Genomic DNA, 13,556 nt, shown 5'->3' on the forward strand with positions numbered 1-13,556 from the left:
CAACCGGAGGAGAACATCATGTCGACACCCGTGAACCGCCAGCTGCTTCTGAAGACGCGCCCGGAAGGGCGGGTCGGCCGCGAACACTTTTCGCTCGTCGAAACACCGGTGCCGGCGCTCGCCGACGGCGAAGTGCTCGTGCGCGTGCTGTATCTGTCGATGGATCCGACCAACCGCGTATGGATGAGCGACGTGCCGCAATACCTGCCGCCCGTCGCGATCGGCGAGGTGATGCGCGCGCTCGGCATCGGGCGCGTGGTCGCGTCGCGCCATGCGGGTTTCGCGCCAGGCGATCTCGTACAGGGGCTGGTCGGCTGGCAGGACTATGCGGTCGTGCCAGCCGACCAGGCCGCGCAGCTCGTGAAGCTGCCCGCGCAGTCGGGCCTGCCGCTGCCGACGCTGCTCGGCGCGTGCGGGATGAGCGGCCTGACCGCGTATTACGGGCTGACCGACATCGCGCCGGTGCAGCCCGGCGAGACGCTCGTCGTGTCGGCGGCGGCCGGCTCGGTCGGTTCGATCGCCGGCCAGATCGGCAAGATCCACGGCGCGCGCGTGGTGGGGATCGCGGGCGGCGCGGACAAGTGCCGCTACCTGACCGAGACGCTCGGCTTCGACGCGGCCGTCGACTACAAGGCCGACGATTTTCGTCAGCAGCTCAAGGCAGCGACGCCGGACGGCGTGCACGTAAACTTCGAGAACGTCGGCGGCGAGGTGATGCGCGCGGTGCTGTCGCGGATGGTGATCGGCGGGCGCGTGGCGCTGTGCGGCGTGATCTCGAACTACAACAGCGGCCGCGCAGCGGACGACGTCGGCGTGCTGATCTCGAAGCGGATCACGATGCGCGGCTTCCTGATCCTCGACTACCGCAAGAGCCGCGAAGCCGTGCAGACGCTCGCCGGATGGCTGCGCGACGGCCGGCTCAAGGCCGAGGAAACCGTCGCAGACGGGCTCGAGAATGCGCCCGACGTGCTGAATCGCCTGTTCGACGGCGACCATCGCGGCAAGCTCGTGCTGCGCGTCGATCCGGACGCATGAGCTGCCGCGCTCGCGCGGGTTGAGTCTGCATAGTCCGGGATCAATTTAGGACGTATCCCATATATCGTTCCGGCCGCTCTCCTTAAAGTAATTGCCAGCAAACGGCGGCGTGACATGCGCGTCACGCCGCCGTTTTTCATTTGCACGGCAAAAACGGGAGGCGAAACATGCAAACGAAGACGGGGCCGGTAGCACCGGCGGCGGTGCGCGATCGAACGAAGCGGTGCATCGACGCCAGACTGCGGAGCGTCGCAGCCGGGTTCGGCATCGCATTCGCGATGTCGGGCGCGGGTGCGGCTGAGCCGGTGTACGCGAATGGCATCGTGCGATTCAGCGGTGCGCTCGTCGATCTGTACGACGTGAGATTCGACGCGCCGTCGATCGGGGCGTCAAGCCGTGCGACCGCGGCGACACTCCGGTTCGATGCGCATGGCCGGCGCCTGCCCGGCGCGCATGTGGCGCTCGTGGAACTCGATGGCCAGCCGCTTTCGCGGCCCGCGGGAGCGGAGGTTCGCGCGACATGGCGCGATGCGCGCGACGATCGAATCGTGCCGCTGGATTCGGGGCGCGCGTATCGTGTCGGCCCGTATGGCGGCGTGCTGACGGTCGCGGAGCCGGACATGGAAACGGGCGCCGTGGCGCCCGTCGTGATCAGGATTCGACATCCGTGACGCGTTGCGTCATTCGCCCTGTTCGGCTCGCGCGTAAATATCCCAGCTCGCCATGAACAGCGCGGCGACGAGCGGCCCGATCACGAAGCCGTTGATGCCGAACAGCGCCATCCCGCCGAGCGTCGAGATCAGCACGACCCAGTCGGGCATCTTCGTGTCCTTGCCGACGAGGATCGGGCGCAGCAGGTTGTCGACGAGGCCGATCACGCCGACGCAGAACGCGACGAGGATCACGCATTTCCAGATCGCGCCGATCGCGAGGAAGTAGAGCGCGGCGGGCACCCACACGAGGCTTGCGCCGATCGCCGGCAGCAGCGACAGGAACGCCATCAGCGCGCCCCACAGCACGACGCCCTCGATCCCGAGGATCCAGAAAATCAGGCCGCCGAGCGCGCCCTGCACGAGCGCGACCGCGATGTTGCCCTTCACGGTTGCGCGTACCACCGTCGTGAACTTCGCGAGCAGCAGGTTCTTGTGCTCTTCGTCGAGCGGCATCGCGCGGCGCACGCGGCGGCCGATCTCGCCGCCGTCGCGCAGCAGGAAGAACACCATGTACAGCATCACGCCGAAGCTGACGACGAACTGGAACGTGTTCTGGCCGATGCTGAGCGCCTGGGTTGCCGCGAACTGGCTGATCTGCGCGGCACCGTCGGTCAGCTTCTTCTGGATGCCGGGGATGTTGGTCAGCCCGTATTTCTGCAGCAGGTTCTGAATCGACGTCGGCAGCGCGTGAATGATGTCATGGAAGTACTGCGAATAATTCGGTTGCGCGCTCTTCAGCTCCTGGTACACGTACGCGATTTCCTGCACGAGCGTCGCCGCGACGAATACGAGAGGCAGGATCACGATCAGAATGATCAGCGACATCGTCACGAGCGCGGCGAGGTTGCGCCGCTTGCCGAAGCGCGCGGCAAGCCAGCGCTGCACCGGCTGGAACAGGATCGCGAGAATGGTGCCCCAGAAGACGGCGCCGGAGAACGGCGCGAGTATCCAGCACAGTCCGACGGTGACCGCGAACAGCAGGAAATAGAAGAATTTTTGGTGGTCGTGTCCGCTTTCCATGGATGGTTCGCGCAGATTGATGCCTGGTTTGATTGAATCTCGTTGCCTCGGGCGCGATCGGCTCGCGAACGTCACGGGTTCGCGGTGAAGCGCGCGCAGGGCGGCCCGATGGGCAGTATGCCCGCAAAGGTGCCGCCATCATAGCCGCCGCGCGCGGCGCACGCGAAAACGCCGCGACCGGAGTCGCGGCGTTGCCGGGAAGCGAATCGGCCGTGGGGCCGTGTCGACGCGTCAGATGTGGAGCCGGGTGATCTTGGTGCCGTTGACCGACAGGTCGCCCATCAGGCCCGCGTTGGTCAGGATAAGCACCTCGACTGGAGCGGTGGCCGTATTGGAGTCGACCGCACCGTTCGCGCCGACCTTCACCACCGCGACGGAGGCGTCGGCGCCGGCCGACCAGCCTTCGGACTTGCGGAACGAGTCGAGCGCATCCTGCGTCATGAACAGGAACACGATGGCCTTCGATTGCGCGCCGGCCTGCAGGCCCACCGACAGCGACGATGTGTTGTAGTAGCCGACGGTGCTGCCGCCGACACGCAGCGCACCGTTGCCGGACTGGCCGCCGACGATGAAGCCGGCCTGCAGCACGTTCGGGAACACGAGCACGCCGCGCGATTTCGCAACGAGCTCACGCGAGCCCGGCACCGTCGAATAGAGGCGCGACAGCGTCGCGTTCACGCTCGCATCGATCGACTCGCGTTTCGACGCGCTGGCCGATGCGTTGTCGGGTTTGTCCGGCGTGGTGGTGCAACCGGCAAGGGCGAGACTGCCGAGCATGACGGCGGCGGCGGCTTTCAGGGCGAGAGACTTCTGCATGGCGTTTCTCCTTCGTTGTCGGGTTGAGAACGGATGGGCGGCCAGCCCCGTTCAACGGCGGGCAAGCAGCAGGCCTGCGACGAACGCGAGGCCCGCGACGACGCCCGCCGTCTGCCATGGGTTGTCGTGCACGGCTTGCGACACGCGCTCGGCCGAATCGCGCAGCCGGGCGGCCGCTGAGCCCGACGCGTAGTCGAGTGTGCTGCGCGCTTCGTCGAGCCGTGACTGCACGCGCTTGCGCAGCGCGGCGATATCGCCGTCGCCGTCGTTCTTCAGCAGGTCTTCCAGTTCATCGACCAGCCCGCGCAGATCGTCCGATACGTCCGCATGCAGGTCGCGGGCGGCCGAGCGCGCCGAGCGTCCCACGCGCCGGCCGGTACGACGGATATCGGACAGGCCGCGGTCCAGCTTGTGTTCGATCGAGTCAGTGAGCGCCATGATGTTTATCCTCCTTGGATTTGATTTGCTGGCCGGATTTGCAGGCCAATTTGAAGATAAGACCAATCCCAGCAACCAATGTGATTCACATCAGCCAATTGAGTTTCGAGACAAATTTTCAATTCGTCGGCAAGTTTCCCGGGAAGCCCCGCGCGACGGGGCGGGGCAGTGGTTGAAAAAATTTCGCGCATCGGGCAAAACGGCGTAGCGAGCCGTTGCGCGACATGAAAGTCCGGTAAATATGGCGTCGCGCGATGCGTCAGGTAAATAGTGCCGTTGCATCTGCCAGACCCATGCAATTGCACTAGTCGTCCATTTCTTCGTGGAGCAGGGTTTGTGCCCGCGACGGCTCAGGCGGCACTGTCGTCCAGCGCCAGGTCGCTGACGACTGGATTCGAGCGCGCGCAGCGGAGACGACGAGCGAGGCGGCAAGCATGAGCGGCGGCAGGCGTGACAAGGCGCGCTCCACGAGAAGAAAATTCGAAGGTTCGTGCAAGCATCCTGACGGCAACATCGCGTGTTGTGATCGAATTGGCCATCAGGCCAGTGCCGAACGGCCAACGATGACGGCAGGGCCGGCCAAGGCTGCTACGCTTCGCATCTGACACGTCGTTCCGGCCTGCGATCCGAACGCTTGCGCGCACGGCCCCCACAGGAGAATTCCATGTCCTACATGCTGTTGATTGTCGAACCGACCGGCCAGCGCGCCGAACGCACGCTCGAAGACGGGCAGGCGCTGTACGCGCGAATGGTCGATTTCGCGGAGACGCTGAAAGCGCGCGGCGTGCTGCGCGGCGTCGAGTCGCTGGAGCGCTCCGAACGCGCGACGCGCGTGCAGGTGCGCGAAGGCGAGACGCGCCTCGTCGACGGCCCGTTTGCCGAGGCGAAGGAAATGGTCGGCGGCTTCTTCATCGTCGACGTCGACACGCGCGACGAAGCGATCGAGATTGCGCGCCAGTGTCCGGCCGCGCAGTGGTGCACGGTCGAAGTGCGCGCGGTCGGCCCGTGCTTCCTGTGACAGCTGCGTCTCGGTATTTACCCTGATTCGTCGCGCGGCACGTCGATCCGGCGGTCTGCCGCCCGTCGTCCGGATAAGGCGCCGATGAGCGGACGCCCTTTTCACCGATGACAAGGAGTGAGCGATGCGATTCATGATCATGATCCGGGCGAACGCCGTCAGCGAATCCGATGCGTTGCCGGACAACCGGCTGGTCGAGGCGATGACGGTCTACCACGAGGAACTGGCCAGGGCCGGCGTGCTGCTCGATGCGAACGGCTTGCGGCCGAGCGCGCGCGGCTGGCGCGTGCGGTACACCGGCGGCAAGGGCACCGTAGTCGACGGCCCGTTCGCGGAGACGAAGGAATTGATTGCCGGCTACACGTTGATCCAGGTGCGCTCGCGCGACGAGGCGCTCGAGTGGACGCGCCGGTTTCCGGCGCCGTTCGGTGCCGAAATGGACTGCGAGATCGAGGTGCGGCCGTTGTTCGAGCTCGACGACCTCACACCGAGCGACGCGGTCGAGCGGTTTCGCGATCTCCACGTCGGCCGCACCCACGCCTGATTCTGCGCGAATCCAATCTCACCGGAGCATCCGTCATGCACAAGATGGTTTTCATCAACTTGCCCGTGGCCGACCTGCCGCGCTCGAAGACGTTCTACCAGGCACTCGGCTTCGAGGTCGTGCCGGCCTATACCAACGAACAGGCCGCCTGCATCAAGATCAGCGACACGATTTTCGCGATGCTGCTCGTGCGGCCGTTTTTCCAGACCTTCACCGGCAAGACCATCGTCGATCCGGCGACGCAGGTGCAGGTGCTGTCGTGCCTGTCGTGCGACAGCCGCGCCGAGGTCGACGCGATCGTCGCGAAGGCGCTCGCGGCCGGCGGGTCCGCGCCGCAAGCGCCGCGCGAGTATCCGAACATGTACGGCCACGGATTCGACGATCCGGACGGTCACGCATGGGAGCTGATGGCCATGCCGCTGGATGCGTCCGCCCAGGGGCAGGCGTCGTGACGCGTGAGGCGACTCACCGTGCGATCGAAGCGGTCTGGCGGATCGAGGCGCCGAAGATCATTGCCCGCGCCGCGCGCGTGGTGCGCGACGTCGGCGTGGCCGAGGAGCTCGCGCAGGACACGCTCGTCGCGGCGCTCGAGCACTGGCCCGTCGACGGTGTGCCCGACAACCCGGCCGCGTGGCTGATGACGGCCGTGAAGCGGCGCGCGCTCGACCGTGTCCGGCAGGAGTCGCTGCATGCGGCGAAGCGCGACCAGCTCGGGCATGAAATGGACGCGCTCGAAGCGCATGTCGTCCCCGACATCGCGGACGCACTCGCCGATGCGAGCGCCGACGATATCGGCGACGACCTGCTGCGGCTGATCTTCACGTCGTGTCATCCGGTGCTGTCGACCGACGCGCGCGTTGCGCTGACGTTGCGGCTGCTCGGCGGGTTGACCACGAGCGAGATCGCGCGCGCGTTCCTGTCGCCCGAGCCGACGATCGCGCAGCGCATCGTGCGCGCGAAGCGCACGCTCGCGGCGGCGCGCGTGCCGTTCGAGGTACCGGCCGCCGATGCGCGGCCCGCGCGGCTCGCGTCGGTGCTCGAAGTGATTTACCTGGTGTTCAACGAAGGCCATGCGGCGACCACGGGCGACGACTGGACGCGCCCGGCGCTGTGCGACGAGGCGCTGCGTCTCGGCCGCGTGCTGGCGGGGCTCGTGCCGGATGAAAGCGAAGTGCTCGGGCTCGTCGCGCTGATGGAACTGCAGGCGTCGCGCATGCACGCGCGGACCGATGCGCAGGGGCGGCCCGTGCTGCTGCTCGACCAGGACCGCAGCCGCTGGGATCCGCTGCTGATCCGGCGCGGCCTCGCCGCGCTCGAGCGGGCGACGAAGCTCGGGGGCATGCGTGGCCCGTACGCGCTGCAGGCCGCGCTGGCGGCGTGCCATGCGCGCGCGCGGCACGCATCGGAAACGGACTGGGCGCAAATCGTCGCGCTCTACGACGCGCTTGCGGAAGTCGCGCCGTCGCCGGTCGTCGAGCTGAACCGCGCGGTGGCGGTGGGGATGGCGTTCGGGCCCGCCGCGGCACTGGAAATCGTCGACGTGCTGCGCGACGATCCGGCGCTCGCCCGCTATCACTGGCTGCCGAGCGTGCGCGGCGACCTGCTCGCGAAGCTCGGCCGCGCCGACGAAGCGAAGGTCGAGTTCCGTCGTGCGGCGGAATTGACCCGGAACGAACGCGAAAGGGAATTGCTGCTGAAGCGTGCGACGGATGCGTGACGCATGACGAGCGACGCCGGTGCGAGTGCACCGGCCGTGGCGCCGGAAGCCCGGAAGCCGAATCTCGAGCGAAACGCCGACCCACCCGGCGACGCGCCCGCCAACTTGTCCCTTATTCCCGCCCTCCGCTATCGCGCGGATTGAAAAAGCCTATTGGGGGATGCGAACGCCAGCGCCTAGATTAAAAGGCACGAAGCGTGCGCGTCCGGCATACGCTTCGTGCCCCACATACATCATCGGCCAGGCTTCGCACGCGGCCGCGCCGGCTCGAACGGAGGCACACATGGCTCAACTCAAGGGCAGCAAGACCGAAGAGAATCTGAAGGCCGCATTCGCGGGCGAATCGCAAGCGAACCGGCGCTATTTGTATTTCGCTTCGAAGGCCGACGTCGAAGGCCAGAACGACGTCGCCGCGCTGTTCCGCTCGACTGCCGAAGGCGAAACGGGCCACGCGCACGGCCACCTCGAATACCTGGAGGCAGTCGGCGATCCGGCGACGGGGCTGCCGTTCGGCTCGTCGCGGCTGAACCTCGAATCGGCGATCGCCGGCGAGACGCACGAATACACCGACATGTATCCGGGCATGGCGAAGACGGCGCGCGACGAAGGCTTCGACGAAATCGCGAACTGGTTCGAGACGCTCGCGAAGGCAGAACGCAGCCACGCCAACCGATATACGAAGGCGCTCGACGCACTCGTCGACTGACGCGGGTCCGGCAGCAAGGCAGCACGGCCCGGCCGGACATCCTGCGGCCGGCCGTGCGTCGATCGCTGCCCGCATCACGCGGGCGGCGAGTCCGCGCGCATGCGCGCTACGCTGGAGCGCCCCATGCCACACAAGGAAGGCAGTCTCGAAGCCCCGACGCGGCATCCGCTCGACTGGCAGTCCGAAGCGTTCTACGACCAGGCCGCGATCGATGCGGAAATGACGCGCGTGTTCGACATCTGCGCCGGGTGCCGGCGCTGCGTGTCGTTGTGCGGCGCGTTTCCCACGCTGTTCGATCTCGTCGACGAAACGCCGATGGGCGACATCGAGGAAGTGCCGAAGGAGGCGTTCGGCAAGGTCGTCGACCAGTGCTACCTGTGCGACCTCTGCTACATGACGAAATGCCCGTACGTGCCGCCGCACGCATGGAACGTCGACTTCCCGCACCTGATGCTGCGCGGCAAGGCAGCGCGCTACAACCGCGGAGAGGCGCCGCTGCGCGACAAGGTGCTGTCGAACACCGACGCGCTCGGGCATTTCGCGGGCATTCCGATCGTCACGCAGACGGTGAACGCGGTGAATCGTACGCCGCCGGCGCGCCACGCGCTCGAGGCGGCGCTCGGCGTCGATCGCAACGCATGGTTGCCGGAGTTCGCGCCGCGCAAGTTTCGGCGTGCCGCGAAGCGCTCGGACGGGCTGCCGGTACGTGACGGCGAACGCACGCCCGGCAAGGTCGCGATTTACGCGACGTGCTACGTGAACTTCAACGAGCCGGGGATCGGCCACGACCTGCTGGCGATCCTCGCGCACAACGAGATCCCGTACGAGCTCGTCACGCGCGAAGCGTGCTGCGGGATGCCGCTCCTCGAGCAGGGCAACCTTGCGGGCGTCGCCGCGAAGAAGGCCGTGAACATTCCGGTGCTGGAGCGTTATGCGCGCGAAGGCTATGCGCTGATCGGCGCCATCCCGAGCTGCGTGCTGATGTACAAGAGCGAACTGCCGCTGATGTTTCCCGGCGACGACGCCGTGCGCGCGGTGGCCGATGCATTCTGGGATCCGTTCGAATACGTGATCGCGCGGCATCGCGACGGTTTGCTGAAGACCGACTTCAAGCAGGGCCTCGGCACCGTGTCGTATCACGTGCCGTGCCACGCGCGTGTGCAGAACATCGGCCGCAAGACGGCCGACACGCTGTCGCTCGTGCCCGATACGCGCGTGAACGTCGTCGAGCGCTGCTCGGGGCATGCGGGCACGTTCGGCGTGAAAAAGGCCTTCCATGCGGACGCGATGCGGATCGGTGCGCCGGTGTTCAAGGCGATGGCCGAGCCGAAGCCGGATGTCGTGTCGTCGGACTGCGCGCTCGCCGGGCATCACATCGTGCAGGGCATCGACGAGAAAGGCTTGCCCGCCGCGCCGCTCGCGCATCCGCTGACGCTGCTGCGCCGCGCGTACGGTATCTGAACCGGCCGCGCCACGAAGACATCGACGCTATCCAAGGACACGCCATGACGCTGACCCGCGACTCGCTGCTGACGCTCGAAGCGTACGCGAAGATCCGCAAGACCGAACACGCGCGGCTCGTCGCGTACAAGCGCCGCCGCGCGGTGGCGCTGGGCAACCATCTGCGCCTGCTGTTCGAGGACGAGACCACGATCCGCTACCAGATCCAGGAAATGCTGCACATCGAGAAGATCTTCGACGAGGCCGGCATCGAAGGTGAACTGGAAGCCTATCTGCCGCTCGTGCCCGACGGCACCAACCTGAAGGCAACGCTGCAGATCGAATACGAGCACGAGGCCGAACGGCGGGCGGCGCTCGCGCGGCTGATCGGCGTCGAGGATCGCGTGTACCTGCGGGTCGACGGGCACCCTGACGTCTATGCGATCGCCGACGAGGATCTGGACCGCGACAACGCGGAGAAGACCTCGGCCGTGCATTTCGTGCGCTTCGAACTGGGCGAGCCGATGCGCGCGGCGCTCAAGGGCGGCGCGACGCTGTCGATCGGCTGCGATCACCCGGCCTACACGATGCCGCCGCAACGGGTGGACGCGGACGTCGCCGCGTCGCTGGCCGGCGATCTGCGCTGATGCGTGCGGCCGGGTGCCGCTTTCCGTATCGCGCGGATTCCCCATCGTTCCGACCCGGAACGCGGCGCCCGATCGTTGCGCCCGCCACTGTCGGCTGTCTGCTACGCCGAGGATGTAACAGACCCGTCGACGCTTGCATGCCGGGAGACGATGTGCATCGACCCGCGACCGCTTTCACTACTCGCAGAGAAACAATAAAAAGATTGTGCACGGGGAAAATTCAGTTCAATCGAGTTTGAACGATTTACCGATCCGTGAATATCTTGTTACGAATTTTTCCCTGATTTACCGATTTTCGGCGGCAATTCCCGGAATTGTTTCAGGCAAGGGTCGGAACAAGTCGGGCGGCCTGCCGGACCGGCCGCATCCGCACCCCGCAGAGCCCCGCCAGACGGGGCTTTCCAGCGCCCCGCATAACGATCGCGTAAAAAAATTCAAGCGTAAATGGATTGCGCATCCATGGCAGGTTGTTTCAGTGCGTAACATTAAGTCATTGTCATATTGAGATAAACCCTGAGGATGGTATGCTTCGTGCACAAAAATTCCCACATTGGAGTGAGACCGTAGTTTGTGCGCCATTGCCGTGAATGGCGGCACCGTGAAAGTGCGGTGTCGCACCGGCATGCACAACGACCGGATAACCATAATGTGCAACCGGGCCGCCCCGTGACGCGATGCGTGACGACGGCGCCGACAATCGCAGCCCCGGCCTGGCTGCGTGGAGAAATCGACTATGTTCTTCGATGAGCTTAACGATGAAGAGTGGTTTCGACTTTCAACGCTGATCGCCGATGAACCCATTCGGCTGAACCGTCGAGGCCGTCCGCGAGCCGAACCGCGCGTTGTCGCCAACGCGGTTCTCTGGATCCTGACGACCGGTGAAGCGTGGTCCAAACTGCCCGGGCGCTATCCGTCCGGGCCGACGTGCCGTCGCCGCTACGAGGAGTGGCTCGCGAACGGCACGCTGCTGCAGATGATCGACGTGCTCACCCAGTTCAGCGGGCGCACGTTCGCGTACGTGCCGCCGCCGCCGGTGCCGGTCGCGCCGGCATGCCGCGCGGAGCCCGTGCCCGACAACGACCGTCTGCGCGGCGTGTTCTGGCAGAACCCCGAGTCGTGGCAGCTGCCGGTCGCTCAGGCAAACGTTTGGGATGGCGAGGGCGCGACGCTGACCGCGATGCCGAACGCCGCCGACGACGCGTCGCGCGGTGCATCGTTCGCGGTGCCGGGCGCGCAGCCCGCGGGGCTGCGTCACGGGCGTCCGTCCGCCGCGAGCTTCGCCGCGGCCGAGCCGCAAGTCGACGAATACCGTGGCTATACGATCTGCGGCAGCGCGCAACCGGTGCAGAACCTGATGTACCGCGCGTGGGCCGAGATCACGCAGGACGACCGGCGCGTCGAGCGCTCGGGCCTGATCGGCCCGCGTTTCACCGATCCGGAGGAAGCGGAGCAGTACGCGCTCGACTGGGCGCGTCAGTGGATCGATCGCCACGGGGCGAGCGACGAACCGGTGCGTGCGCCGCAAAGCGAGGTGCTGGCCGGCCTGTCCGAGCTGGCACGTGCCGAGTCGGACATCAAGCGCTTCATCGCCGAGCGTCGTGCGGGCGCGTTGTCCGAGAGCCGCAACGATCCCGTGCAGGCGGACCGCCGCGAATACGCGTATCGCGTAGGTTGATCGTCGTCCGAACGAAAACGCGCGGGTCGTCGTCCGTCACGACGCCCGCGCGTTTTTTTGTCTTCGGCATGCCCGTGATGCCGGGCGCACCGTCGAGGCGGCGCGCCCGGCAGGCGTGGCATCACTGGCGACCGTAGGTATCGTCGAAGCGGACGATGTCGTCCTCGCCGAGATACGCGCCCGACTGCACTTCGATCAGCTCGAGCGGCATCTTGCCCGGGTTCTCGAGACGGTGCGACACGCCGAGCGGGATGTACGTCGATTCGTTTTCCGACAGCAGGAAGGTTTCGTCGCCGCGCGTGATGCGCGCGGTGCCGCGCACGACTATCCAGTGTTCGGCGCGGTGATGGTGCATCTGCAGCGACAGTCGTGCGCCCGGCTTCACGACGATGCGTTTCACCTGGAAGCGCTCGCCCATGTCGACCGAGTCGTAATGACCCCACGGGCGATGGACCTTGCGATGATCGGTCGCTTCCGCGCCGCGTTCGGCCTTGATGCGCCCGACGATCTTCTTCACGTCCTGCACGCAGGATTTGTCGGCGACGAGCACGGCGTCCGGCGTTTCGACGACGACGAGATTGCGCGTGCCGACACACGCGATGAGCCGGTGTTCCGAATGCGCGAAAGTCGATTCGGCGTTTTCGAACAGCACGTGGCCGCGGCCGACGTTCTCGGCTTCGTCCTTCGGCAGGATCTGCCAGATCGCGTCCCACGAACCGACGTCCGACCAACCCGCGTCGAGCGGCACGACGACGCCTTCGCACAGCTGCGGCAGGTTCACGAGCCGCTCCATCACCGCGTAGTCGATCGAGTTCGACGGCGACGCGGCGAACGCGTCGCGGTCGACGCGGAAGAAGTCGCCGTCGTCCTTGCCGCCTGCGACGGCCTGCTCGCAGGCTGCGAGGATCTCGGGTTCGAGCTGGCGGATCGCGTTCAGCCACACCGACGCGCGCACGATGAAGATCCCGCTGTTCCACCAGTATTCGCCGGACGCGACGTACTGCTGCGCGAGTTCGAGATGCGGCTTCTCGACGAAGCGGTCGAGACGGCGCACGTCGAGGTTGCCGGTAGCGGCGTCGCCGAGCGGCGCGCCGACGCGGATGTAGCCGTAGCCCGTTTCGGCACGGCCCGGCACGATGCCCATCGTCGCGATCTTGCCCTGGGCCGCGCAGTGCACGCCGGCCGCGACGGCCGCATGAAAGCGCGGCTGGTCGGCCACCGCGTGGTCGGCCGGCATCACGGTCATCACGGCATCGCCGCCGCCGGCGACGATTCGCAGCGCGGCGAGCGTCAGCGCGGGCGCGGTGTCGCGGCCGAGCGGCTCGAGCATGATCGATGCACGCTTGCCGGTCAGGCGCAGTTGCTCGGCAGTCGTGAAGCGGTGATCCTCACCGCACACGATCAGCACGTCGTCGTTCAGCGGATGACCGGTCGCGAGGCCGTCGAGCCTCAGCGCGGTGGATTGCAGCAGCGAATGATCGCCGAGCAGGCCGATCAGCTGTTTCGGATAGTGTTCGCGCGACATCGGCCACAGACGCGTGCCCGAACCGCCTGCAAGGATCACCGGCTGCACCGCGACCCGCGTCGCGGCGTCGGTAGCGGCGGAAGAAGAAGGGCGCGTATCGGCTGCCACGGCCGGAGCATTCATGATGACACTCTCCTCGATTGAAGTCAGTGTCTGTTTGTAGCATGAAGTAAATCGACAATAAAACCGGCGCGATTTGCGCGATATTCGACGCGCACGTATCAGGAAAATTTTTCTTCGATGGCATGAGATGCAAATAAAA

The 13,556-nt window shown here is 66.3% G+C and carries 15 protein-coding genes; 11 read left to right on the forward strand and 4 right to left on the reverse strand.

Annotation, left to right across the window (positions count from 1 at the left end; genetic code table 11):
• Positions 1-18 precede the first annotated feature (18 nt).
• Positions 19-1,035 (forward strand): NADP-dependent oxidoreductase, encoded by a 1,017-nt coding sequence (locus LGM71_RS10720; RefSeq protein ID WP_059601622.1) that lies wholly within the window; start codon positions 19-21, stop codon positions 1,033-1,035.
• 167 nt (positions 1,036-1,202) lie between these two features.
• The gene (locus LGM71_RS10725) at positions 1,203-1,706 is read left to right on the forward strand and encodes a thioesterase (RefSeq protein WP_226114830.1); all 504 of its coding nucleotides are present in this window, start codon (positions 1,203-1,205) and stop codon (positions 1,704-1,706) included.
• A gap of 9 nt (positions 1,707-1,715) precedes the next feature.
• Here LGM71_RS10725 and LGM71_RS10730 read toward each other — a convergent pair whose 3' ends face one another.
• The 3 genes from LGM71_RS10730 to LGM71_RS10740 form a co-directional block, all read right to left on the reverse strand.
• On the reverse strand, positions 1,716-2,768 hold the full coding sequence (locus tag LGM71_RS10730) for an AI-2E family transporter (protein WP_059678859.1): 1,053 nt from the start codon (positions 2,766-2,768) through the stop codon (positions 1,716-1,718).
• A 231-nt stretch (positions 2,769-2,999) separates the two neighbouring features.
• Positions 3,000-3,584 carry a YSC84-related protein gene (locus LGM71_RS10735; RefSeq protein ID WP_059601628.1) on the reverse strand — a complete coding sequence of 195 codons (585 nt, stop codon included), beginning with the start codon at positions 3,582-3,584 and terminating at the stop codon, positions 3,000-3,002.
• Positions 3,585-3,635: 51 nt separating this feature from the next.
• Complete coding sequence (locus LGM71_RS10740) at positions 3,636-4,022, reverse strand: DUF883 family protein (RefSeq protein ID WP_059531622.1); 387 nt, start codon at positions 4,020-4,022, stop codon at positions 3,636-3,638.
• On the opposite strand from LGM71_RS10740, the gene LGM71_RS10745 reads away from it, so the two are divergent.
• From LGM71_RS10745 to LGM71_RS10785, 9 genes are all read left to right on the forward strand, one after another.
• Positions 4,021-4,230: a hypothetical protein gene (locus LGM71_RS10745; RefSeq protein WP_226114831.1), complete on the forward strand. Its 210-nt coding sequence runs from the start codon at positions 4,021-4,023 to the stop codon at positions 4,228-4,230. The genes LGM71_RS10740 and LGM71_RS10745 overlap by 2 nt on opposite strands.
• Before the next feature lie 456 nt (positions 4,231-4,686).
• Entirely contained in the window at positions 4,687-5,040 is a 354-nt protein-coding gene (locus LGM71_RS10750; RefSeq protein WP_059466554.1) for a YciI family protein, read from the forward strand.
• A gap of 124 nt (positions 5,041-5,164) precedes the next feature.
• On the forward strand, positions 5,165-5,584 hold the full coding sequence (locus LGM71_RS10755) for a YciI family protein (RefSeq protein ID WP_059466553.1): 420 nt from the start codon (positions 5,165-5,167) through the stop codon (positions 5,582-5,584).
• A gap of 35 nt (positions 5,585-5,619) precedes the next feature.
• Positions 5,620-6,036 (forward strand): VOC family protein, encoded by a 417-nt coding sequence (locus tag LGM71_RS10760; protein ID WP_059601629.1) that lies wholly within the window; start codon positions 5,620-5,622, stop codon positions 6,034-6,036.
• On the forward strand, positions 6,033-7,301 hold the full coding sequence (locus LGM71_RS10765; protein ID WP_124621098.1) for an RNA polymerase sigma factor: 1,269 nt from the start codon (positions 6,033-6,035) through the stop codon (positions 7,299-7,301). Before LGM71_RS10760 ends, LGM71_RS10765 begins: the two co-directional genes overlap by 4 nt.
• 283 nt (positions 7,302-7,584) lie before the next feature.
• Entirely contained in the window at positions 7,585-8,007 is a 423-nt protein-coding gene (locus LGM71_RS10770; RefSeq protein WP_059466550.1) for a rubrerythrin family protein, read from the forward strand.
• A gap of 123 nt (positions 8,008-8,130) precedes the next feature.
• A complete protein-coding gene (locus LGM71_RS10775; protein ID WP_226114832.1) occupies positions 8,131-9,468 on the forward strand; it encodes a heterodisulfide reductase-related iron-sulfur binding cluster in 1,338 nt (445 codons plus the stop codon).
• 44 nt (positions 9,469-9,512) lie between these two features.
• Positions 9,513-10,094: a DUF3501 family protein gene (locus LGM71_RS10780; RefSeq protein WP_059601633.1), complete on the forward strand. Its 582-nt coding sequence runs from the start codon at positions 9,513-9,515 to the stop codon at positions 10,092-10,094.
• Positions 10,095-10,827: 733 nt separating this feature from the next.
• Positions 10,828-11,769 carry a transposase gene (locus LGM71_RS10785; RefSeq protein ID WP_124621104.1) on the forward strand — a complete coding sequence of 314 codons (942 nt, stop codon included), beginning with the start codon at positions 10,828-10,830 and terminating at the stop codon, positions 11,767-11,769.
• 121 nt (positions 11,770-11,890) lie between these two features.
• Here LGM71_RS10785 and LGM71_RS10790 read toward each other — a convergent pair whose 3' ends face one another.
• Positions 11,891-13,417, reverse strand: a complete 1,527-nt coding sequence (locus LGM71_RS10790) for a mannose-1-phosphate guanylyltransferase/mannose-6-phosphate isomerase (protein WP_059601636.1) — start codon at positions 13,415-13,417, stop codon at positions 11,891-11,893.
• Positions 13,418-13,556: the final 139 nt, after the last annotated feature.

This window comes from Burkholderia sp. AU33545, from assembly GCF_020419685.1.
Classification (GTDB): Bacteria; Pseudomonadota; Gammaproteobacteria; order Burkholderiales; family Burkholderiaceae; genus Burkholderia; species Burkholderia diffusa.

Excerpts from the sequence above, each read along its gene's own strand:
- LGM71_RS10720 (WP_059601622.1), top strand. The coding sequence starts at position 19 with ATGTCGACACCCGTGAACCGCCAGCTGCTTCTGAAGACGCGCCCGGAA.
- LGM71_RS10725 (WP_226114830.1), top strand. The coding sequence starts at position 1,203 with ATGCAAACGAAGACGGGGCCGGTAGCACCGGCGGCGGTGCGCGATCGA.
- LGM71_RS10730 (WP_059678859.1), bottom strand. The coding sequence starts at position 2,768 with ATGGAAAGCGGACACGACCACCAAAAATTCTTCTATTTCCTGCTGTTC.
- LGM71_RS10735 (WP_059601628.1), bottom strand. The coding sequence starts at position 3,584 with ATGCAGAAGTCTCTCGCCCTGAAAGCCGCCGCCGCCGTCATGCTCGGC.
- LGM71_RS10745 (WP_226114831.1), top strand. The coding sequence starts at position 4,021 with ATGATGTTTATCCTCCTTGGATTTGATTTGCTGGCCGGATTTGCAGGC.
- LGM71_RS10740 (WP_059531622.1), bottom strand. The coding sequence starts at position 4,022 with ATGGCGCTCACTGACTCGATCGAACACAAGCTGGACCGCGGCCTGTCC.
- LGM71_RS10750 (WP_059466554.1), top strand. The coding sequence starts at position 4,687 with ATGTCCTACATGCTGTTGATTGTCGAACCGACCGGCCAGCGCGCCGAA.
- LGM71_RS10755 (WP_059466553.1), top strand. The coding sequence starts at position 5,165 with ATGCGATTCATGATCATGATCCGGGCGAACGCCGTCAGCGAATCCGAT.
- LGM71_RS10760 (WP_059601629.1), top strand. The coding sequence starts at position 5,620 with ATGCACAAGATGGTTTTCATCAACTTGCCCGTGGCCGACCTGCCGCGC.
- LGM71_RS10770 (WP_059466550.1), top strand. The coding sequence starts at position 7,585 with ATGGCTCAACTCAAGGGCAGCAAGACCGAAGAGAATCTGAAGGCCGCA.
- LGM71_RS10775 (WP_226114832.1), top strand. The coding sequence starts at position 8,131 with ATGCCACACAAGGAAGGCAGTCTCGAAGCCCCGACGCGGCATCCGCTC.
- LGM71_RS10780 (WP_059601633.1), top strand. The coding sequence starts at position 9,513 with ATGACGCTGACCCGCGACTCGCTGCTGACGCTCGAAGCGTACGCGAAG.
- LGM71_RS10785 (WP_124621104.1), top strand. The coding sequence starts at position 10,828 with ATGTTCTTCGATGAGCTTAACGATGAAGAGTGGTTTCGACTTTCAACG.
- LGM71_RS10790 (WP_059601636.1), bottom strand. The coding sequence starts at position 13,417 with ATGAATGCTCCGGCCGTGGCAGCCGATACGCGCCCTTCTTCTTCCGCC.